A 21,264-nucleotide genomic window follows, 5' to 3' on the forward strand; every position below is an offset into this window, starting at 1 on the left:
GGAACTAACCTATTAAATTAACCTAAACCTATGAAAAAACTGTTAAACTATAATTTAACAACATCTCAAAGATAAGGAAATATTATTTGATTATACAAATATTATTCAATGAAATGTTTCGACATTACAACAAAAGTCTCTTATTACTGACTAAAGTCGATAGTATCACTATCCGAAGATAACATTTCATTAATCGTTTTCTGTCTTACTTGTTGTTGAACTTTAGGCTTGTTATCCTCCATCGATCCAATGTTTCCGAAGTTGTAGAAACCTTGTAATGAGCTACAATCCCATCTTTCATCAATTCCTGGTGGCTTCTCGAATTTATCACTTTGTTTAACTCCAAGTTTTGAACCTTGATCATAAACATCTTTCATATAATAAGCCCAAATAGGCAAGGCCATTTTAGCTCCCTGAGATTGCCAACCTGGGAAGTGAGCTGCTCTATCTTCGTTACCTACCCAAACACCTGTAACAAGGTTTGGCGTTAAACCAATAAACCATGAATCCGAACCTTCGTTGGTGGTTCCTGTTTTACCAGCTACCTCAGCGGTAATTCCGTAATTTCTAATTCCTTTACCTGTACCAATTTCGATTACTCCTTCCATTAAATCCACCATGGTATAGGCAACATCTTCACTTAAAACCTCACGAGTTAATGGCTCGAAATCTTTGATAATTTTACCATTTTTATCTTCTACTGATAAAATATATTCTGGTTTTATATAAATCCCTTGATTCGCAAACGTACTATAAGCTCCCACCATTTCATATAATGTAAGGTCAGCAGACCCCAGTGCAATGGTTAAGTTTTCTGGAATTTCCGATTCCACGCCCAAGTCTTTTGCTAATTGAATCACAGCCTTTGGTCCACTTTCAGAAATTAACCTCGCAGAAATCATATTCACTGATTGCGCAAGTCCTTGTCTTAATGATAAATACCCACCATAAGCTCGTCCAGCGTTTTGAGGTTGCCAGTTACCCGCCTTAAATCTATCGTTTGATATTTTATGACATGGCGTATAGTTCATCTGATGAATTGCCGTAGCATAAACAAATGGCTTAAATGTAGATCCAACCTGTCTTTTAGCTTGTTTAACGTGATCATACTTAAAGAAATCCCAATCAATTCCACCAACCCAAGCTTTAATAGTTCCATCTTTAGGATCCATGGATAATAACCCCGCTTGAATAATGTGTTTGTGATATTTAATCGAATCCATCCAAGAAACATTCTCTTTTCTTTCGATTCCATCCCATGTGAAATACTGAACTGACTCTCTAGGTTTATTGAATTCTTCTAAAATCTCTTCGTCGTTTAAGCCTTTAGCCTTTAATTCTTGATATTTATATGAACGTTTCATTCCGGTCTCAAAAATATCTTGAGCTTGGCTTTGTGAAATATTATAGAATGGCGCTAATTTTCGCCCTTTTTGAGAATTAAAAAATTGCTTTTGTAATCCTACTAAATGCTTCTTAATCGCCTCCTCACCCATTCTCTGCATACGAGAATCGATAGAAGTATAAATCTTTAAACCATCACGATATAGGTCGTATTTAATTCCAAATTCCTCTTCATAATCTTCAAAATATTGCTGAAGTTCTCTCTGCATTGCATATTTAAAGTAAGCCGAATAAGCTTCTTTCACACTAGTTTTCAGCATTAAAAAATTAGTTTCAATTGGCTCATCTTTTAATTGATCATATTCAGTTGCTGATAAAAAGTTATATTTCATCATTTGACTTAAAACCACATTTCTTTCCTTCTTAGCCGCTTCTGGATGACTATGAGGATTAAACATATTAGGGTTTCTAAGCATAGCAACAAATACAGCTGATTCACTTACCGTTAAATCTTGAACATCCTTTTGGAAATAAGTTCTAGCTGCCGCCTGAATACCATTTGCTCTATAAACAAAGTCAAATTTGTTCAAGTACATGGTAACAATCTCCTCCTTGGTATAGCGTTGTTCTAATTGAACAGAAACAACCCATTCTTTTAGTTTTTGCTTTACACGCTCTAGTTTACTAGAGGCTGTTTTCTTGGTAAATAACTGTTTAGAAAGCTGCTGTGTAATCGTACTTCCTCCACCATCTTTACCTAAACTATAAATTGCACGTAGAACAGACTCTCCGTCAATACCCGAGTGATCATTATATCTAATATCCTCTCTTGCATATAAAGCCTGAATTAAATGCTCAGGAATATCATCATATTTAATAGGGATACGCTTCTCACTTTCGAATTTGTCAATTAATTTACCATCAGAAGAGTAAATCTCCGAAGCCACATTAATCTCAGGATTTTCTAAATCCTTAACGTCTGGTAATGGCCCCAACATACCTATAGAGGTTCCATAGATAATTCCAAACACAGTTCCAACGCCTAATAATAGAAGTATCCAAAAAAGGGCAATGATTCTCCACACCCACGGATTTCGTTTTTTATTTTTCTTTTGAGGTTGTTCCATCTTAGTTTTTTTCAATCATTAAACTGATATCTTCTATTCCAATTAGGTCGTTTTCACGCATGGCTTGAGCCACATTTATTTGATAAACACCCGTATCTTTCAACGCTACCTTTTCTTTATAAACAAGTGTATTTTGCTTAATATCACCCATTCCAAATCCCATCCACTCACCTGTAGGATAAGCCAACTGATATTCTAAAGTATCTACTACTCTTTCGCCTTGTGGGGATTTGAGCTCCGTAAATAAATAGATATTACTGTATGCGTATTCACTATTATTTCTTAAAATGAAATACATCGTGAATTCTTGATCAGGATTTTTCACGGGAACCGTAAATGTTTTAGGATCCGTAGATTTCCAACTAGAACCGACCTTAGCCACTTCTTCAAAATAAAAATTATTTTGCTGACAAGCGGCTAAGAAAAATATTCCTAGAATTATTAGATATCTTGATTTAATCACCTTTTTTCTTGGGTTTAGTCTTTTTATAACGTTTTTTATTCGGTTTTCTTTTAGCATTAGTCGTGCCATCTGTCTTCGTTTTATCCGAAGACTTATTTTTATTTTTAGAATAAGTATTCTTATTTCTTTTTCTACGACGCTTAGACTTAGGTGTTTCGAAACGTTGAAGCGAGTTTTCTTCAATAATATCCTTATTAAAACTACTTGCTACCTCGTTATATTCTTGATTAAGATCTTCTAAAGACTTCGTTGGTTTTCCTGCCTTATTTTCGGCTAAGAACTTTTGAACCTTATCCGCTTTAAAACTATACCAAGTCGATAATCTCGGGTCTTGATAAGCCAACCATACTTCTTTCTTAAAAACATCAATCTTAACACAATAGGCCTTTCCTTTTTCGGTTTCTAATAATAAATCCGTTCTTGGAAAGTCTTTCAATGCGTCTAAATAAGAATCTAGTTCATAATTCAAACAACATTTTAGTTTACCACACTGACCTGCAATCTTTTGAGGATTAATCGAAAGTTGCTGATATCTTGCTGCCGAAGTACTTACCGACCTAAAGTCTGTTAACCAAGTAGAACAACATAACTCTCGTCCACAAGAACCAATACCTCCTAATTTAGAAGCCTCTTGTCTGAAACCAATCTGTCTCATCTCGATTCTACATCTAAATGCAGAAGCGTACTCGCGGATTAATTGTCTAAAGTCTACTCTTGTTTCGGATGTATAATAGAAGGTGGCTTTAGAACCATCTCCCTGGTATTCTACATCAGATATTTTCATTTCTAGGCCTATCTCGCGCGCGATTCTTCTAGCATCTAACATCATTTGATGTTCTTTTTCGCGACAAGCTTGCCATACATCTATATCTTTTTGGTTTGCCTTTCTGTAAATTTTTGGTAGCGCCTCGCTAGGTTTAACTTTGCGATGTTTCATTTGAGATCTCACCAATTCGCCAGACAAGGAAACTCTTCCTATATCATGACCTGGATTGGCTTCAACTGCGATTACATCGCCTACCACTAAGGGTAGATTATCTATATTATAATAAAACTCTTTTCTATCGTTTTTAAACTTAACTTCCACATAAGGAAATTTAAGTATATCAACTGGTTGCGACATATTCGCTAACCAATCAAAAACTGGAAGTTTCTCACAACTTCCCGAGGCACAGGCACCATTATTCCTACATCCTTTTGGCAATCCATTCTCTGTGCTGCATCCACTACATGCCATATATTAATTTCTTAGTTGCAAAATTACGGAAATAAATGAAATTAAAATTTAAAATAATTATCACTCTCGCAATCAAGCCATTATTTAAATTGAAAAATATCCTAAAATCAATGATTTTCCCTAATTTTTCAGTTAAATTAAATCATTAAATACTTATAAATATTTCTCTTTTTTAAAATGCTAGTTCAAGCATTATTGGACAATGGTCGGAGTGCTTAGCTTCTGGCAAGTGCACCGAGCGAACTAAATTATCCTTTAAATCCTCCGCTACCATATGATAATCTATTCTCCAACCTTTGTTATTATTACGCGCATTTGCTCTATAACTCCACCATGTATATTGATCAGGCTCTGAGTTAAATTCTCTAAACGAATCAACTAAACCACACTCATCAATATACCTTGTTAGCCACTCTCTCTCCATAGGCAAGAAACCAGAGGTGTTTTTTAATCTCACCGGATCGTGAATATCAATGGGTTGATGACAAATATTGTAATCACCACAAATCACCAATTTCGGGTGTGTTTTTCGAAGTTCTGCGATATATTTCAGAAATGCTTCGCAGAATTCCATTTTAAATCCAAGCCTCGCTGCATTGCTAGCCGATGGAACATAAACCGAAATAACTGAAAACTGATCAAAGTCGGCTCTAATCACACGCCCCTCTCCGTCTAACTGTTCAACACCAGTTCCATATTCTACGTGATTGGGCTCAATTTTAGTCAAAATGGCCACGCCACTATAACCCTTTCTTTCTGCTGAGTGCCAATAATGATGGTAACCTTCTTTTTCTAAAACGTCTAAATCAACTTGTTCTTTGTGCGCCTTGGTCTCTTGAATACATAGAACATCGGGCTCTACCGCTGCTGCCCATTCAATTAAACCTTTTTTCATCGCTGCGCGAATTCCATTTACATTATATGATATTACTTTCATGTCTTTTTTAAATTCTTCAGTGCAAATTAAGCTTCTCAATTTATAATTAAAAACTTAACTTTGGAAATATGAAAAAATCCTTCCTCATTATCAGCATGATTTTCTTGTCTTTGAATTTACATGCCCAAGACAAGTCAGAAATCCTTCCGATGATGGAAAAGATCATAGAAAACTCTTTGAATAAGGATTTTGCCGAGGTCTTGGATTACACTTACCCTAAAGTTTTCGAATTTGCAAGTAAAGAGCAAATGGTTGAATTAATGACTTCAATGCTAGACAATGAAGATTTCTCACTTGTTATTTTACCAACTAATTATGATATTCAAGTATCTGATGTTAAGAACATAGATGGAGATAAATATGCTATGATTGAGTATAACAACTTTATGAGGCTGAAGTTTAAGGATGAGGAAAGTTTAAATACGGAAGAGTCTTTAAACCTTCTGAAAGTGGCATTTTCTAACGCCAATGTAAGTTATAACGAAGAAACCAAGACTTTTGACATTATGATCCGTTCTCAGAATTTAGCAATTTCTGATGAATCAACGGCGGGTGTTTGGAGATTCTTAAATGCCAACAAGCAAGACGGACAAATGTTGAGATTATTATTAAATGAACAAATATTAAATGCTTTTAACTTATGAGTGATGCATACGTAAATTATGAAATTGAAAATGGAGTGGCTACGATAGAATTCTATCATCCGAAAGGAAATTCTTTTCCTACTTTTCAATTAGAAAAACTAATAAAAACCATCGATGAACTAGGTCAAAATAAAGAGGCTAAGGTAATTGTTTTAAAAAGCGCTGGTGAAAAAGTATTCTGTGCTGGAGCTTCTTTTGATGAATTATTAGTGATTGAAGATTTTGAAACTGGGAAAAAATTCTTTTCTGGTTTTGCCAATTTAATTCTAGCCATGAGAAACTGCCCTAAGTTTATCATTGGTTGTGTAGAAGGCAAAGTAGTTGGCGGCGGCGTTGGAATCGTTGCGGCGTGTGACTATGCCTTAGCAATGGACAATGCAAGTATTCGTTTGAGCGAATTATCAATTGGGATTGGTCCTTTTGTGATAGAACCAGCTATTTCTAGAAAAATCGGCGTAAATGCTTTTTCTGAATTAACTTTAAATCCAAAAGAATGGGTTTCAGCTGAATGGTGTAAAGACAATGGGTTTTATAACAAAGTCTTTAAAACAGAAGAAGAATTAAAAGCAGCTACGCAAGAATTTAGCCAGCAACTTTCTAAATATAGTCCAGAGGCTATGCAAAACTTAAAATCAATCTTTTGGGAAAATGCAGCTAATTGGGATGAAATTATGCCACAGCGTGCTGCTATGAGCGGTAAATTAGTTTTATCTGACTTCACAAAAGAAACTTTAAATAAATTTAAATCAAAATAAAAATGACTTATAATAATTTAGAAATATCAACTGAGGATAAAATTGGATTGATTACGATTAATCGTCCAAAAGCTTTAAACGCATTAAACAAAGAAACTATTGAAGAGTTGAGCAATGCTTTTGGAGAATTAGAATCCAATGAAGACATCCGAGTGATTATTCTTACAGGAAGTGGCGAAAAAGCATTTGTAGCCGGTGCTGACATTAAAGAATTCAAGGATTTTGATGGCAAACAAGGTCAACAATTAGCACAGGTGGGACAAACGATTTTATTCAATAAAATAGAAAATCTAAAAAAGCCGGTTATTGCAGCTGTGAATGGCTACGCACTTGGTGGTGGTTTAGAATTGGCAATGTCTTGTCATTTTAGAATCGCTTCTGACAATGCTCTTTTAGGTTTACCAGAAGTTACTTTAGGTCTAATTCCTGGTTATGGTGGAACCCAAAGATTACCAAAATTAATAGGTAAAGGACGAGCGATGCAAGCTATTATGACTGCTGAAATGTTTAAAGCTGAGAAGGCAGAACAAATTGGCTTGGTTAACGAGGTTGTTGCGTTAGATGAGTTATTACCTAGAGCTAAGAAAATTGCTTCTAAAATTGCTTTCAACTCACCTGTGGCAATTAGTAAAGCGATTGAAGTGATCAACTTATCTGATTCCGATAAAGGCTTTGAAGCAGAAATTAATGCTTTCGGGGAGTTGTTCGATGCTGAAGATTTTAAGGAAGGTACCACTGCGTTTTTAGAGAAGAGAAAACCTAATTTCTAAATCGCGTTTAACCCATAAATTCATGAGCGACTAAGTCAAATTAGTCGCTTTTTTTGTACTTGAATTTAGACTACAAAAAAAAGAGTGAAAGCATATAGCTTTCACTCTTTTCTATTATCTGTAAGTGCCTATTGCAACTTAAGTTCAATTACTCAATAGTAAAGTTATCGAAATGTAAGTCGTAATCTGCATTTTTACCAATCTTTAAAGCAAATAAAGCTTCAGATGTGTTAGAAACGTTTAAGTCAGAGATTGATGATAAATCTAAAGTTACCAATACCCACTCTCCACCTGTATTAATAGTTCCTGTATACTGGTTAGATGGCGCATCTACAATTGTAGTGCTAGAAGTTAAATCACCTAAGTTAAACTTGTAATATCCATCTGCTTTGTAAACATTTAAAGAAACTGATTTAGAAGAGCTTCCTTTCATGTAGAAGCTAATCTTAGAATAAGTTGTTGGAAGACCCGCGATTGCAAGAGAAGTAAACACATAATCGTTTCCATCTGTAGTTGACGGATCTGTTGAGATGTGTAATGAATTACTTCCGTCTACACCAGTACCTTCGCTTAAAGTAGCATAGTCTTTAAGACCAAAACTGTTTAATCCACCTGTAAACGCAGCCCAGTTTTCGAAATTATAACCAGCAAATAATGCTTCGGCATCTTCTGATGGCTCTTCTGGATCAACTCCACCATTTCCTCCATCATCAGTTCCACAGTTAGGATCGTCGTTATTAACCACCATAATATCATCTAACTGAATAGTAGTTGTTACACCACCAGCGCTAGAGTATTTGAACATGATCGCACCGTTTCCAGTAATACCTGATAAATCATAATCACCTGAAGCAACGAATGTATCACCGTATCCGTTTGTATTACCTGTAGAGATTGTAAACTCAGATGTAATATCTGTTAACGAAGCAGGGTTTACGTCATCACCAATTTGGTATGAAGTTGTATAATAAACAGATAATGGGTTACCATTGTTGTGACCATCTTTAGATTTGAATGAGAAAGTATCTGCATCACTAAAGTTTACTGGAATAATGAAATAAGTTTCAATTTCAGCGTTTGCGTTAAATGCTGTCATTTGGATGTATTTATTTCCACCAAAGTCTTTAACAGTCCAATATCTATCTCCATTATAAGCATAGTTGATATAATCAGCAAAGTTTACAAGATCAGCATTAAAGCTTGTGAAATCTTCTGCATAACAAGCCTCGAATGATGCATTTCCACCACCAATAGCTCCAATACCACTAACGATATCCATTCTTGGTTGATCAAAGTTTACATCAGATGTATCTCTAATAAACATTTGGTATGTAGAAGGCGTTACGTTGTTACTGTTTGAGTAAGCAGATAAAACTGCCGTTAAAGAACCACTTCCATCAGGTAAAATATCAGCAGCAAAGTCAGCAAAAGATCCCGTTCTTAATACCATTGTATTACCTTCTGAATCTTCTACAACAACGTTGGTTGCACCACCGAATGCGTTATTTTCATCATAGTAAGTTTGACCATTTCCAGCTGATTGGAATTGAACGTTTTCTAATCTAATTAAAGTATTAACATTAGATTCGTTCAAAGCGTCAGGGATACGAGAAAAACTTTGAGGAGTAATTTCAACAACTGGCTCACAAGAAGCGGCAACGTGTGCTAAAGCATCAACCTCAGCCATTCTACCTACTCTCACAACACCGTCTGTATCAAATGTAGAACCTACTTTATAAGACCCTCTATCTTTTGCTACGTATAAACCATTTAGGTCAACTAATACTCTACTTCCCACTGGGAATCTAGTGTAGGTATTTGTAACATCCATTTCAATTGTCATACCCGCGCTTGGGTTGCTTGGAGAATCTTGAATAACTACTGATTTAAAGAAGTTACCAGTTTCGTCACTAGAAACAACATATCCTTCTAAAACAGAATCTGTTGTAATTTGGAATGGCGTACTAGTATCGTTTAATGCTTTAACAGCTGCAATATCTGTATTAGCTTCCCAACGATCATTACAATTCACTGGTGGAATATCAAAATCGTCGTTATCCACACAACTAGATACCGTTAAAAGGGCAGTAGTTGCTATAAATACGTTTTTAAAAAATTTATTCATCTTTATATTTTTTTACTTTAATTATTGAGTTTTTATTTAGAATCTTAAGAATACGTTCAAGAAATAACTTAAACCTTGGTCATACCAATATTTATTACCAAATGTTTTCATGTAGTTTTCGTCTTGCGCATTGTTGTAGTTAGCTACACGCAACTGCTCGAATCCTCCTGTTCTATAATCTTTATTATCTAATACGTTATTAACAGTTAAGCTAATTCCCATATAGTAATCTCCAAATCTGAAAGTTTTACCAGCATTTGCATTTAACATAAACTGATCGTCAAATTTCTCTTGCTGTAAAGTTCTTCTTAATCCTTCCTCAGTCACTTGTGGATATAAATCCCCGTACTGATCTCTAATAAATCTATCAGTTCTTCTAGATGGAGAAATGTCTACATAATTGTCAGCTAAGAAGTTTCCGGTTACACCAAACCACCAATACTTTGGATCGCGGTATTCAAATCCTAATGAATAACCTTTTTGAGGAGAAACAGCTAATTTGTAATCTTTCAAATAACTTGTTCCTAAGTATCTATATCCACCTTCTTCTGCATAGTCATCAGAGAAATAGTATAAATCTGGATTATTGGCATAAGTGTATTGTCCGATTGACGCTACTGCTTTAGCTCTAATTCTAGTTGTTAATTGTGCATCAACTGCGATTTCAGTTCCGAAGTATTGCTTATCAACTCCTGATAAAACCTCTGCAGTAAACAAGTTAGCATCTTCGAAATCTAAATACCCGAATGAAGTTTCTACCTCATCTGCAGTTTTAGTGAAGTATCCTGTTAATCTTGCTTTAACTTTAGATCCACGTAGGATATAGTTAATGTCAGCAGAAGAAACTTTAGTACTTTCTAAATCTGGAATAGAAGAGTTGTTTTCTCTACCTTGTGGGAATACATCATTCACAGTTGGTGCATTTGTATAATAAGCACCATTTGCAGTAATGAAGTTTCTACCATCAATTTTATAGATTAATTGAAGTTTTGCTCCATAATCTAAGAAATCATGCTTCTCACTTTCCCCATAAGAATTCGTGTATTGGTAGTTATCAAACAACCCATTTCTTTGGATTGAAGTATTAGATAACTTACCACCTAAAGTAACATCAAACTTCTCTACTTTGAAGTTAGCAGATGCCCAAGCATCCATTACATCATGTGTAGTTTCGTAGTTATATTGAATTCTGTCTCCTTCGTATGCTTTTCTGTTAGGATTAGATTCATCGTAGTTACCAGACTGTCCTGGATCTGCATAGTCATCAATATCCCAGTAGAATTGAGCCCCTAATAAATCATCTAATTCTCTATAGATTTCAGAATTTGTTGACTTATAATTAACTCCAGCAAATAAAGTTGTTTTATCATTTAACTGACTTCTTAATGTAGAACTAAAAGCTAAAATATCATCTTCGTTTACATCACTAACTAAAGCATAAACACCGTGACCATCAGCCTGATTTAAGTTGGCTGTATAAATATCTTGCCAGTTGATTTGTGTAAAAGAAGTATCATTGTTTTGCCATGCAGCTAAACTAGAATCATCAAAACTTGGCATTCTTCTATAATATATAGGAGAAGGATTATTACCCTTATACCAATCTAATCTTGAACCACCGTTCTTACCTGTTTGGTATGAAATAGTTGAGGTTAATTTAGAATTTTCACTAAAGTCCCAGTGGTGCGTTAACTGTCCCATTGGTTCGTGATTTTTCTTAATACGCTCACTTCTTTTCTCACCATTTTGATAACCCCAATAAGCATTGTATCCTGTTCCCATAAGATCATAAATCTCTTGTGTTGCAGGAGAATTAGTTGATCTTCTGTATGGAGCACCCATCACAGTTAAGTTTAAGGTATGCTGGTCATTAATTTTTTTCTCAGCTCCTAAATAGTAAGCCCAAGCGTCATAGAATGTACCATCGATTCTACCCTCGTTAGCCCATCTTCTAGAACCTGAAGCCATGAATCCCCATCCGTTTTTGTTTAAACCTGTATTATGAGTTGCCATAACACGTTGACGGTAAGATCTATTTGCTAAAGAGTAAGAAAGGCTGGTTCCTGTTCTCATCGTTGAAGGTCTTGTATCAATGTACATAACACCTCCTAAATCCCCGAATGTATAATCCGAAGGCTCTAAACCATAAGTTACCTCAGCAGGATAACGAGTTACATCGTTTAATCCACCCCAGTTACCAAAATCCACACGGTCATTATCAACTTTGTTCATTCGAACACCGTTGAACATAACATCACTGTACTTATTATCATATCCTCTAGTTCTAAACCAATAGGCACCTAATTCATAAGCTGCTGCTTGAGCGAATACATCTTTAGATGCTGACAATAGACCCACAGAAGATTGAGAACTTGACTCATCTGAAGATAATTCCTCATCTGACAATGAGATTACCCCAAGATTCATGGACTGTGGATTGTAGGAAAGTAAAATATCTCCTAATTCTAAAGGTTCCTCACCTACCGTGATCTTTTGAACAAAAGAATCATAGCCCATTTGATTCACCTCGATGGTGTAATCGCCTGGCGCTACATCTGATAATTGAAAAAATCCTAATCGGTCTGTTGTAACCGATACATTTGTCGGATTCAGCAAAACATTAATGTTGTACATTGGCTTCTCATCCATTGAGGATTTCACCGTACCAGTCACCTTCGTTTGGCTGAATATTTGCGTAGTCAAAAGTAAAACTACAAACGTTAACCATATTCTTATCATGAAAGAAAATTTTTATTATATTTTTGTACGAATAAAATTAGATCACAAAATTTAAATTATGAATATTTTAGTTTCGAGCTACAAATTTAAGAAAGACTTAGCATATTTAGTGTTAGTTTTCTTATTTATTTCAAATCTCACAATTGCACAAGAGAATCAATTCCAAGCTGCAACCGTTGGCTTCTACAATGTAGAAAATTTATTTGACATTTACCCATCCGCTGGGTTAATTGATGGTAACAAGGATTATCAGGATGAATTCTACCATATTAATATAAAGCGTGAAGACATCCCTAAATACGACACTGTTGACTGTAAATGTAGATTAACAGAAGAGAACCTTAAAGGAAAAAAGGTTGTTCGTGAGTTAATCCTAATCGATGAATTCACCCCAGATGGACCAAAAGCTTGGGACGAAACCAAGTACAACCAAAAGCTTAGAAACTTGAGTAAAGTTATTTCTGAAATGGGTGCAGATGTTACAGGAACCGCTCCTGTGGTAGTTGGTCTTGCCGAAGTGGAAAGCCGTGAAGTTATTGAGGATTTAATTGCTATGCCTTTGCTACAACCATTTAATTATGGTGTGGTTCATTACAACTCTTTAGATAAAAGAGGTATTGATGTTGGTTTAATTTATCAAAAAGATAGAGTAGTTGTAACTAAAACACAGAAATATGAACTAGAGATTTATAATACGAACGGCAGAAGAGATTACACGCGTGATATCCTTAGAGTTGATGCTTTATTAGATGGTGAGCCTATGCATTTTCTTGTAAATCACTGGCCATCTCGTAGAGGTGGAGAAGCTGCTAGTTCTCACAAAAGAGAAGCTGCTGCAGAATTAATGTTATCGATATTTAATGAAATTCGCGAGGAAGATAAAGATGCTAAAATCATCTCAGTTGGTGACTTCAACGACGATCCGAACTCTCCGAGCATTAAAAATGTTTTAAATTCTGTGGATAAGAAAAGAAAAGTGAAAGATGGTGATATATTTAATGCTACCGGAAGCATGTTCGAAAAAGGCTTTGGAACTTTAGCTTATAGAGATGGATGGAATTTATTTGATCAAATCTTGACTTCTAGCTCTTTGGTTGGAGATGATTATGATTCATACCAGTTGTATAGAACAGAGATTTTCTCACCTTTATATTTAGTGAGTAGAGAAGGTTCATTTAAAGGTTATCCTAACAGAATGTATGGCGGCGACACCTACAATGCTAATGGATACTCAGACCACTTCCCTGTTTATTCAATATTATTAAGAAAAGTTAAAAAGTAAGTTTTTATGAAAAAATTCCTTTGCCTGTTTTTAATAAGCTGTTCTATATTTTCAATGGCTCAAGTTTCTTCAAAGTCAGAAGATACCGCACCACATAGCGTAGCAAAAAAAGCTTTAAAGCCGGTGATGAAAATTGATTTTGAGAAGGAAGTATATTTCCCGAATCAAATTACAAAAATGGCTTTATTTCCGAATTGTACGGCTACAGAAACACTAAGAGAAGGCTTTGAATGTTTTAATTATGAAATGCAAAATCTAATTGCTGAAGCTAAAGAAGAATTAAACTTTAAGTCTACATCTGCCGAGGAAACAGATATCACTATGGAATATACCATTAAGAGAGATGGCACGATAGAGAATCTTATGGTAAGAAGTGGAGATGAGGCTTATCACAAAGAAGCTTTAAGAATTATGCAGAAAGTTGTTTCAGACATCAATGGAGCAGATGAAAAACTAACTCCTCCTATGATCAAAAATAGAGAAGTTAATATGTTTATGAGAACAGTTATTCGATTATAAATTGAATTAAAACTTGGATAAAATAGAAAAACACTACTTTCGAGTAGTGTTTTTTTATGCTTTTATCTTAAATTTATTTTATCGTTTTAAGAATGACTTTAAGATTTCTAAACTTTCCTTTGGCGCTTCTAAATGCCCCATGTGCCCAATCGGCAATACATTTAATTTAATGTTTTCTCGATTTGGAATAACTTTCTTGAACTCTTCTAAATCAATAGCCCCATCAAACTCACCTAAAATTATTTGAATTGGATAATCAGCTTTTTCTAACACCTCTGTGGTATCAGTACGTTCACGCATACCTTTTAAAGCAGAAGTAACACCATCCACAGGCATTTCATAAGCCCAAGATCTAGCAATTTCGATTTCGTCTCTTAAATTCGAAAGATTATTTTGATCAAATAAATTCTTAACCCCAATTCTCACAAAATTATCCTTATCCTCTCGTGCGGTCTCAGCTGCTTTTAATCGTTGTTCTTTTTTCTCTTCAGAATCCGGAAGTATGCTAGAGAAAAACAAACCTAATTTTTCAACTTTATCTGTATAGTCACGTGCTAGAGCTAAACTTATGTATCCACCCATAGAGTGTCCGATAAATGCAGCAGATGAAATCTCTAGATGATTTAAGACTTCCATTACACCAGCAGCTTGCATTTCCATGGTGTGCTTCTCATCTATAGAGGCCGTTTCACCATGACCATATAAATCTGGACTAATTACACGATACTCTTTTGAAAGTTCCTCCGCGAATTCATCCCACATTTTTGAGTTTTCAAGAAAACCATGTAAAAGGACTACCGGCTTACCTTTCCCTATATCTTTAAATTTCATCATGACAATACGTTTTTTAAATATTGAACTAATACTTAATGCAATAACTACACCATCTCTGGAAATTTTTCAGCCAGAAAACTTGCTATTGGTTTCGGAAATGGAGTGTGTTTAATTTCACTTGTTTTTATCCTAAGAAAATCTTGATTTGTTATAGTTTGAAACTCTTCAATCCCACCTTGAAATTCATAAAATTGAATATTCAAATGCTGATGCGTAAGTATATGTCTTAATTCCCCTACTTTACTGACTTTATTTTTAGGTATAAATGAAACATCATAATTCTTGGTCTTCGTTTCTATCATGGGCAAATCATATAGATTCTGCCAAACATCCTTATTTATTCTCTTCTGAACTAAAAACTCATTGGTTAAAGCATCGAAAACAAAGAAATAATGAAAATTACGTTTTCTAACTTTCACTTTCTTTGTCTTAACAGGGTACTTTTCTATGCTCCCAGTTTGATAGGCTACACAAGATTCAGCGATGGGACAGTCTTTACACTTAGGCGATTGAGGCAAACAAATAGTTGCACCCAGTTCCATAATAGCCTCATTAAAATCTCCTGTATTTTCATTAGGCATTATTTCCAACACATAATTAAAGAAGAATTTATGCGCATTTGAATCACTAATATCTTTATCTAACCCAAACAGTCTAGCGTATACTCTATATGCATTTCCATCAATAGCCGGCACTTTCTCGTCAAAACAAATAGATGCAATTGCCGCTGCAGTGTAAGGTCCAATGCCAGGCAATTTCTTTAAATCATTGAAGTTATTAGGAAACTCTCCATGGAATTCGTTTGATATGATTTTTGCTGTTTTATGTAAATTTCTTGCTCGAGTATAATAGCCCAAACCTTGCCAAAGGTTGAGTACCAACTGCTCATCAGCTTTTGCTAATTCATGAACATCAGAAAAGTGATTTACGAACTTCTCATAATAATTTAATCCCTGATTTACACGTGTTTGCTGAAGTATGATTTCTGAGAGCCATACATTAAAAACCTTCCTTTCTAAACGCCAAGGAAGAGGTCTTTTATGGGTATGATACCAATCTAATAGCAAGAGTATGAATGACATAATTTAAATAGTTATATGCTTTTAATTAATAAAAAGTCCCTATATTTGCAAACTCAAAATCAAACAAATTAAATAAATATAAATGACTAAAGCAGAAATTGTAAGCAACATTTCAAATGAATTGGGATTAGAGAAGAACGATACCCAAAGAGTTGTTGAAACTTTTATGGAAGAAGTTAAGAAAGCCTTGACAAGCGGAGAAAATGTTTACCTAAGAGGTTTTGGATCTTTTATTATAAAGACACGTGCAGAGAAAACAGGTAGAAACATATCAAAAAATAAGGCGATTATAATTCCTGCACATAACATTCCTGCATTTAAGCCTTCTAAGACTTTTGTTGAGGATGTAAAAAAGAATGTAAAAGTAGATTAATTTTAAAAACGAGAATTTATGCCAAGCGGAAAAAAGAGAAAAAGACATAAGGTTGCAACTCACAAAAGAAAGAAGAGAAGAAGACTAAATAGACACAAAAAGAAAAAATAATTTCTTTTCGTGGACTAAAAATTAATGCACCGCTCGCAAGAGCTGGTGCATTTTCGATTGAAATATTGTGACGCAAAATGAATAAGGAACTTGTAATAAGCACTAGTGATGATCTGGTGAAAATAGCATTGCTGGAAGATGGTAGATTGATGGAATACCAGCAAGAAGAGGCCAATCAAAAATTTACTGTCGGTAATATATACCTCGCTAAAGTTAAGAAACTAGCGCCGGGTATGAATGCTGCATTTGTTGGAATTGGGTCTAAAAAAGATGCTTTTTTACACTATCATGATTTGGGGCCACAAATCAAATCCTTATTAACTTACATTCAAATTGTTAGAACTGGAAAGTTCAAAACTCACCTGCTTAAATCATTCAGAAATGAAGAAGACATCAAAAAAGATGGTAAGCTAGAGGAAGTTTTACAACCAGGTCAAAACATACTTGTTCAAATTGTAAAAGAACCCATTTCTACGAAGGGACCAAGAGTTACTTCAGAGATTGCCATACCAGGTAGATATTTGGTATTGGTTCCATTTTCGGATAGAGTTTCTATCTCACAAAAAATTCAAAACAAAAAGGAACGCGATAGATTGACCATGCTTATCGAAAGTATTAAACCCAAAAATTGTGGGGTCATCATTCGTACGGTAGCGGAAAATAAAAAGGTTGCAGATTTACACCAAGATTTAATTGATTTATCAGAAAAATGGAAAGGTGTTTACGACAACTTAAGAGCCAAAAACCTACCGAAATGCGTTCACTCAGAGTCAGGTAGAGCTGAGACTATCTTGAGAGATAAATTCAACGCTGACTTTGTTAAGATTCAATCTGATGACAAAGAACTAGTTAAGGACATTAAAGAGTTATTATCTGTAATTGCTCCTGAAAAGGTGGATATTGTTGAATATTACAACAAACAAACACCGATTCTAGAATCTTATGGCATCGAAAAACAAATCAAACAATCTTTCGGGCAAAATGTTAATATACCAGACTCCAAAGGAGCTTATTTGGTGATTGAACATACCGAAGCATTACACGTGATTGACGTAAACTCTGGAAACATTAAAGGATCCAAAGATACTCAAGAACAAAACGCATTAGACATCAACATGAAAGCGGCTAAAGAAGTTGCTAGACAGTTGAGATTAAGAGATATGGGTGGTATTGTTGTGGTAGACTTTATCGATTTGAGAGAGTCTAAAAACAAAAAGAAATTCTACGAATATCTGAAAAGCGAAATGGCTAGAGATACAGCCAAGCACAAAGTTCTACCTCCTAGTAGATTTGGTTTAGTGCAAATTACACGTCAGCGTGTTCGTCCACAGATGGTGATTAAGACTCATGAACCCAACCCTAATCCAAATGGAGAAGTAGAAGCTCCAATTGTTATCTTGGATAGGATTGAAGCTAAAATCAAAGAAATTTCAGAAAAAGGTCAAGCCAAGAAATTAAGCATTCACATGCATCCTTTTGTGGCAGCTTATATCAAACAAGGCATTCCATCGCGTCGTAAAAAATGGGCTTGGAAATATAAGATTCAAATTAAGATCATGCCTCGTGATGCCTTTAAATATCTTGAATTGCATTTCATCAATGAAGACGATGAAATTGTTTACCAAGAATCTAATTAAAAAACCTACTTCTTATCTTTTTTTTAACCATGCCTACATCACTTTGGCCATGGTCAGAACAGATATTTTTAAATCTTTTTTATTCAAAATAGATTGACAACAACTGCTTAAGGTAGCTCCAGAAGTTAATACATCATCTAATAAGAGAATATTTTCATATTGCTGAATATCCTCAGAAACGTGAAAAGCATTCGCTAATGAATCATATCGCTCGGATCTATTCCTATGGGTTTGAGAATCTCTCCTTTTGGTTCGTTTTAGAAGATGTTTATCAAATTTAATATTCATTTTCTCTGATAGCTTTTCGCTAAACCTTTCTACTTGATTATAGCCTCTCTGGCGAAGTGTTCTAGGATGTGAAGGAATACATAGAATTAAATCATATTCGTGCTTAGAAACCACTGGGAAAGCTAATTCAGCCATAAAATCACCAATATGTGGTTGATTAAAATACTTATTTGCCATGACGAGTTTTTGAACGGCGTTGCCATGCTGATACATTAAAATGGAAGTTCCTTTTTCTACCGCTACAGATTTCCGAATTAGCTCATAGCTTATATTTTTGTCATCCATTTCCCAATGTGTAAACGGAAGATTGGCGTAGCAGACCAAACACAAAGGCATCTCTTTTTGGTGAATTATTTTGCTACAATTCACACAACGATGAGGGAAAATATAGTCGAAAACACCACGCATTGCACTAAATTACTGTAATTTTGTAAATTAATCTAACAAAAATCGACTAACTCAGGACCAAATTTTGGTTCCTTTTCGATTTATTTTAAAGCATTTTGAAATGAATAACATTCGTGTTACCAAGATATTTAACTTTGAAACTGCACACGCTTTATTTGGGTATGAAGGGAAGTGTAAAAACATCCATGGACACTCTTATAAGCTGTGTGTTACCATATTAGGACAGCCTATTGACGAGAAAAACCATCCAGAATTAGGAATGGTATTAGATTTTGGTGATTTAAAAAAGATTGTAAATCGTACGATAGTAGATCGTTTGGACCATGCCATTTTATTGAATGAAAATACAGAGCATAAAGTGCTTGGATTACATTTATCTAAACAAGGTCATAAGGTGATTTTCACGGATTATCAGCCGACTTGTGAGAATATGTTGATTGATTTTGCTCAAAAGTTACAGAAAGAACTGCCTGAAAATATATCTTTGGTGAAGTTAAAATTATACGAAACAGAGAATTCTTACGGTGAATGGATCGCTTCAGACAACATACAATAAAACTAGAGGAAAATAAGAAAATATATTTCTGCTCAGATCAACATTTGGGTGCTCCAAACGATGCCGAAAGCGCTGTTCGTGAGCGAAAATTTGTTGCTTGGTTAAATGAAATTCAAGCCGATTGTCAAGTTTTATTCTTACTTGGTGATTTATTCGACTTTTGGTTTGAGTACAAAGAAGTGGTTCCAAAAGGATTTGTTAGAACCTTAGGTAAATTAGCTGAATTTCAAGACAATGGAATTCAGATCTATTTCTTTATTGGTAATCATGACCTGTGGATGCGAGATTATTTAGAAAAGGAAGTTGGTGCTATTATGTTCCACCGTCCACAGCAGTTTAGCATTAATGACAAAGAATTCTTTATTGGGCACGGAGATGGATTAGGACCTGGAGATAAGGGATACAAACGAATGAAAAAAGTATTTACCAATCCTCTTGCAAAAAAATTGTACTATCTACTCCACCCCGATTTTGCTATTTGGTTAGGGAAAACTGTCTCTAGAAAAAACAAATATATTTCTGGAGATCAAGATGATACCTATTTGGGTGATGATAAGGAATGGTTGGTTCAGTATGCTTTAAGAAAGCTAGAATCGAATCACTACGATTATTTTGTTTTTGGACACCGCCATCTCCCGATTGAGGTTCAACTCAATAAAAACAGTCAATACATTAATTTAGGCGATTGGGTAAATTACTTTACCTATGCCGTGTTTGATGGTAAGGAGCTTAAGCTTTTAGAACGTGACCGTATCAAATAAATCTGGCACCTTGATATAAGGGTGGAAACGATACAATACTAGACAAATCACAAACAACCATAAGATAACTTCTGACTTCCAGAAGGTTTTGCTGTATGTTAAAAGGTTGGAGGTGTACAATACTACCGGTAAAACCAATAAAAGCAAACCATTGTCATTATTGCCTCCATACAAGACATTAAAAATTACTGCGAATATAAACCATAACATAGCATCAAAGAATACTGCTTTTTTATTAGCAGACTGTCTGTTGATATTGGTGTAGTAATCTACCAAACCAAAAATTGCGACTAATACCAAAGGAGCTAGAAATAAAAGATCTAAATCTAAATGCATAGGCATTAGATATAGCTGCTCTACAAATCCATCCCAATAATGCCATGAATCAAATATCGCTAGAATTTGCAAGCATAGAATAAATAAGGCAAGAGTTCCCAATAAAGAAAAAATAAGATTTACAATCTGTGTTTTACCTAAAACAATAAAGTGGAAAAGTAAAAACAAGCCAAAAACCCAAAAAGGTGGATAGAATATAATGGCTACACCTATATAGAATCCTAAATCAAAGGAATTAAAAATCTGGTGTTCCTTTTGATTTATATAGAGTATTTGAGATAAAATTAGATATAGAAAGAATAGCCCTGCAAAGAAATTGAGATTCTCTAAGCAACACCCAAGGAGTAGAAAACTCAGAGAGAATAGAAAAGCAAAATAGAAGTTGTTTTTAAAATAAGGGAAATTGTTTACCACAAATATGCTTGAACCAACTGTAGTTGCCATTAGAGCAAACGATATAAGTTGTTGATTTAAGTCGATATTATTTACATTAAGCAAGAAAAAACCTATCGCCCACAGGATAAAAATCATGATAGGTATAAAATTTTGGTTCCCCCTTAGGCTTTTTGTCAACATTTTTTATAAATTTGATGCAAATTAAAGCAATAATGAGACACTTTGCATTTTTCAAGGAAATTATTTTCGGTTTAGGTGATTTTTTCACGTGGAGTTTTCAAGTTTTACCTCCAATTGGAATTTTAATGAACTGGATATTGGTGTTTATTCTCGTAGGATTATTAACTTATTGGTGTATCCAAATCGTGAAATACGGTACAACTTCAGACAAAAGAGCTGTTGACTTCCGCGAGCCACACAATTTCATAGATTAAGAAATATTTTCATTTTTAATAAATAAGTGATTTTTATCTTTTTAGGTAGAAATCACTTTTTTATGCGATAAAGTCAAGCTTTTAGAATAAAGCTCAATTAATACAG

The 21,264-nt window shown here is 34.6% G+C and carries 20 protein-coding genes; 10 read left to right on the forward strand and 10 right to left on the reverse strand.

Going from position 1 to position 21,264, the window contains the following annotated elements:
• Positions 1-143 precede the first annotated feature (143 nt).
• From NLM59_RS00550 to NLM59_RS00565, 4 genes are all read right to left on the reverse strand, one after another.
• Entirely contained in the window at positions 144-2,471 is a 2,328-nt protein-coding gene (locus NLM59_RS00550; RefSeq protein ID WP_304415784.1) for a penicillin-binding protein 1A, read from the reverse strand.
• Between the two features lies 1 nt (position 2,472).
• Positions 2,473-2,934 carry a gliding motility lipoprotein GldH gene (locus tag NLM59_RS00555; protein ID WP_304415785.1) on the reverse strand — a complete coding sequence of 154 codons (462 nt, stop codon included), beginning with the start codon at positions 2,932-2,934 and terminating at the stop codon, positions 2,473-2,475.
• Positions 2,927-4,171: a PSP1 domain-containing protein gene (locus tag NLM59_RS00560; protein ID WP_304415786.1), complete on the reverse strand. Its 1,245-nt coding sequence runs from the start codon at positions 4,169-4,171 to the stop codon at positions 2,927-2,929. The genes NLM59_RS00555 and NLM59_RS00560 overlap by 8 nt, the downstream gene beginning before the upstream one ends.
• Positions 4,172-4,343: 172 nt before the next feature.
• Positions 4,344-5,108 carry an exodeoxyribonuclease III gene (locus NLM59_RS00565; protein WP_304415787.1) on the reverse strand — a complete coding sequence of 255 codons (765 nt, stop codon included), beginning with the start codon at positions 5,106-5,108 and terminating at the stop codon, positions 4,344-4,346.
• Positions 5,109-5,176: 68 nt separating this feature from the next.
• On the opposite strand from NLM59_RS00565, the gene NLM59_RS00570 reads away from it, so the two are divergent.
• The 3 genes from NLM59_RS00570 to NLM59_RS00580 are packed head-to-tail and all read left to right on the forward strand — an operon-like array spanning position 5,177 to position 7,277.
• Positions 5,177-5,752 (forward strand): hypothetical protein, encoded by a 576-nt coding sequence (locus NLM59_RS00570; protein WP_304415788.1) that lies wholly within the window; start codon positions 5,177-5,179, stop codon positions 5,750-5,752.
• A complete protein-coding gene (locus NLM59_RS00575) occupies positions 5,749-6,507 on the forward strand; it encodes an enoyl-CoA hydratase/isomerase family protein (RefSeq protein WP_304415789.1) in 759 nt (252 codons plus the stop codon). Before NLM59_RS00570 ends, NLM59_RS00575 begins: the two co-directional genes overlap by 4 nt.
• 2 nt (positions 6,508-6,509) lie before the next feature.
• The gene (locus NLM59_RS00580) at positions 6,510-7,277 is read left to right on the forward strand and encodes an enoyl-CoA hydratase/isomerase family protein (RefSeq protein ID WP_304415790.1); all 768 of its coding nucleotides are present in this window, start codon (positions 6,510-6,512) and stop codon (positions 7,275-7,277) included.
• A 148-nt stretch (positions 7,278-7,425) separates the two neighbouring features.
• Here the strand turns inward: NLM59_RS00580 and NLM59_RS00585 are convergent, their stop codons facing one another.
• Together NLM59_RS00585 and NLM59_RS00590 are read right to left on the reverse strand one after the other, a co-directional pair.
• Positions 7,426-9,402 (reverse strand): DUF5689 domain-containing protein, encoded by a 1,977-nt coding sequence (locus NLM59_RS00585; RefSeq protein ID WP_304415791.1) that lies wholly within the window; start codon positions 9,400-9,402, stop codon positions 7,426-7,428.
• 36 nt (positions 9,403-9,438) lie between these two features.
• Positions 9,439-12,141, reverse strand: coding sequence for a TonB-dependent receptor (locus tag NLM59_RS00590; RefSeq protein WP_304415792.1), 2,703 nt, complete (start codon positions 12,139-12,141; stop codon positions 9,439-9,441).
• A gap of 58 nt (positions 12,142-12,199) precedes the next feature.
• Between NLM59_RS00590 and NLM59_RS00595 the strand changes: the two genes are divergently transcribed.
• Together NLM59_RS00595 and NLM59_RS00600 are read left to right on the forward strand one after the other, a co-directional pair.
• Complete coding sequence (locus NLM59_RS00595; RefSeq protein WP_304415793.1) at positions 12,200-13,423, forward strand: endonuclease/exonuclease/phosphatase family protein; 1,224 nt, start codon at positions 12,200-12,202, stop codon at positions 13,421-13,423.
• Between the two features lie 6 nt (positions 13,424-13,429).
• The gene (locus NLM59_RS00600; protein WP_304415794.1) at positions 13,430-13,942 is read left to right on the forward strand and encodes a hypothetical protein; all 513 of its coding nucleotides are present in this window, start codon (positions 13,430-13,432) and stop codon (positions 13,940-13,942) included.
• A 78-nt stretch (positions 13,943-14,020) separates the two neighbouring features.
• Here the strand turns inward: NLM59_RS00600 and NLM59_RS00605 are convergent, their stop codons facing one another.
• Positions 14,021-14,776 (reverse strand): alpha/beta fold hydrolase, encoded by a 756-nt coding sequence (locus NLM59_RS00605; protein WP_304415795.1) that lies wholly within the window; start codon positions 14,774-14,776, stop codon positions 14,021-14,023.
• Positions 14,777-14,820: 44 nt separating this feature from the next.
• Positions 14,821-15,858, reverse strand: a complete 1,038-nt coding sequence (mutY, locus tag NLM59_RS00610) for an A/G-specific adenine glycosylase (RefSeq protein ID WP_304415796.1) — start codon at positions 15,856-15,858, stop codon at positions 14,821-14,823.
• Positions 15,859-15,940: 82 nt separating this feature from the next.
• On the opposite strand from mutY, the gene NLM59_RS00615 reads away from it, so the two are divergent.
• Complete coding sequence (locus NLM59_RS00615; protein ID WP_304415797.1) at positions 15,941-16,231, forward strand: HU family DNA-binding protein; 291 nt, start codon at positions 15,941-15,943, stop codon at positions 16,229-16,231.
• Positions 16,232-16,419: 188 nt separating this feature from the next.
• Positions 16,420-17,979, forward strand: a complete 1,560-nt coding sequence (locus NLM59_RS00620; protein ID WP_304415798.1) for an Rne/Rng family ribonuclease — start codon at positions 16,420-16,422, stop codon at positions 17,977-17,979.
• A gap of 33 nt (positions 17,980-18,012) precedes the next feature.
• On the opposite strand, the gene NLM59_RS00625 is transcribed toward NLM59_RS00620, so the two are convergent.
• Positions 18,013-18,675, reverse strand: coding sequence for a ComF family protein (locus NLM59_RS00625; protein WP_304415799.1), 663 nt, complete (start codon positions 18,673-18,675; stop codon positions 18,013-18,015).
• Positions 18,676-18,775: 100 nt separating this feature from the next.
• Between NLM59_RS00625 and NLM59_RS00630 the strand changes: the two genes are divergently transcribed.
• Both NLM59_RS00630 and NLM59_RS00635 read left to right on the forward strand, forming a co-directional pair.
• The gene (locus tag NLM59_RS00630; RefSeq protein WP_304415800.1) at positions 18,776-19,231 is read left to right on the forward strand and encodes a 6-pyruvoyl trahydropterin synthase family protein; all 456 of its coding nucleotides are present in this window, start codon (positions 18,776-18,778) and stop codon (positions 19,229-19,231) included.
• On the forward strand, positions 19,204-19,992 hold the full coding sequence (locus tag NLM59_RS00635) for a UDP-2,3-diacylglucosamine diphosphatase (protein ID WP_304415801.1): 789 nt from the start codon (positions 19,204-19,206) through the stop codon (positions 19,990-19,992). The genes NLM59_RS00630 and NLM59_RS00635 overlap by 28 nt, the downstream gene beginning before the upstream one ends.
• Here the strand turns inward: NLM59_RS00635 and NLM59_RS00640 are convergent.
• The gene (locus NLM59_RS00640; protein ID WP_304415802.1) at positions 19,969-20,904 is read right to left on the reverse strand and encodes a DUF6427 family protein; all 936 of its coding nucleotides are present in this window, start codon (positions 20,902-20,904) and stop codon (positions 19,969-19,971) included. The two genes, NLM59_RS00635 and NLM59_RS00640, sit on opposite strands and share 24 nt — an antisense overlap.
• 32 nt (positions 20,905-20,936) lie before the next feature.
• On the opposite strand from NLM59_RS00640, the gene NLM59_RS00645 reads away from it, so the two are divergent.
• Positions 20,937-21,158 (forward strand): hypothetical protein, encoded by a 222-nt coding sequence (locus NLM59_RS00645; RefSeq protein ID WP_304415803.1) that lies wholly within the window; start codon positions 20,937-20,939, stop codon positions 21,156-21,158.
• The last annotated feature ends 106 nt before the right edge of the window (positions 21,159-21,264 follow it).

Origin of the sequence: Profundicola chukchiensis (assembly GCF_029664245.1) — a bacterium.
Lineage (GTDB): Bacteria > Bacteroidota > Bacteroidia > Flavobacteriales > Weeksellaceae > Profundicola > Profundicola chukchiensis.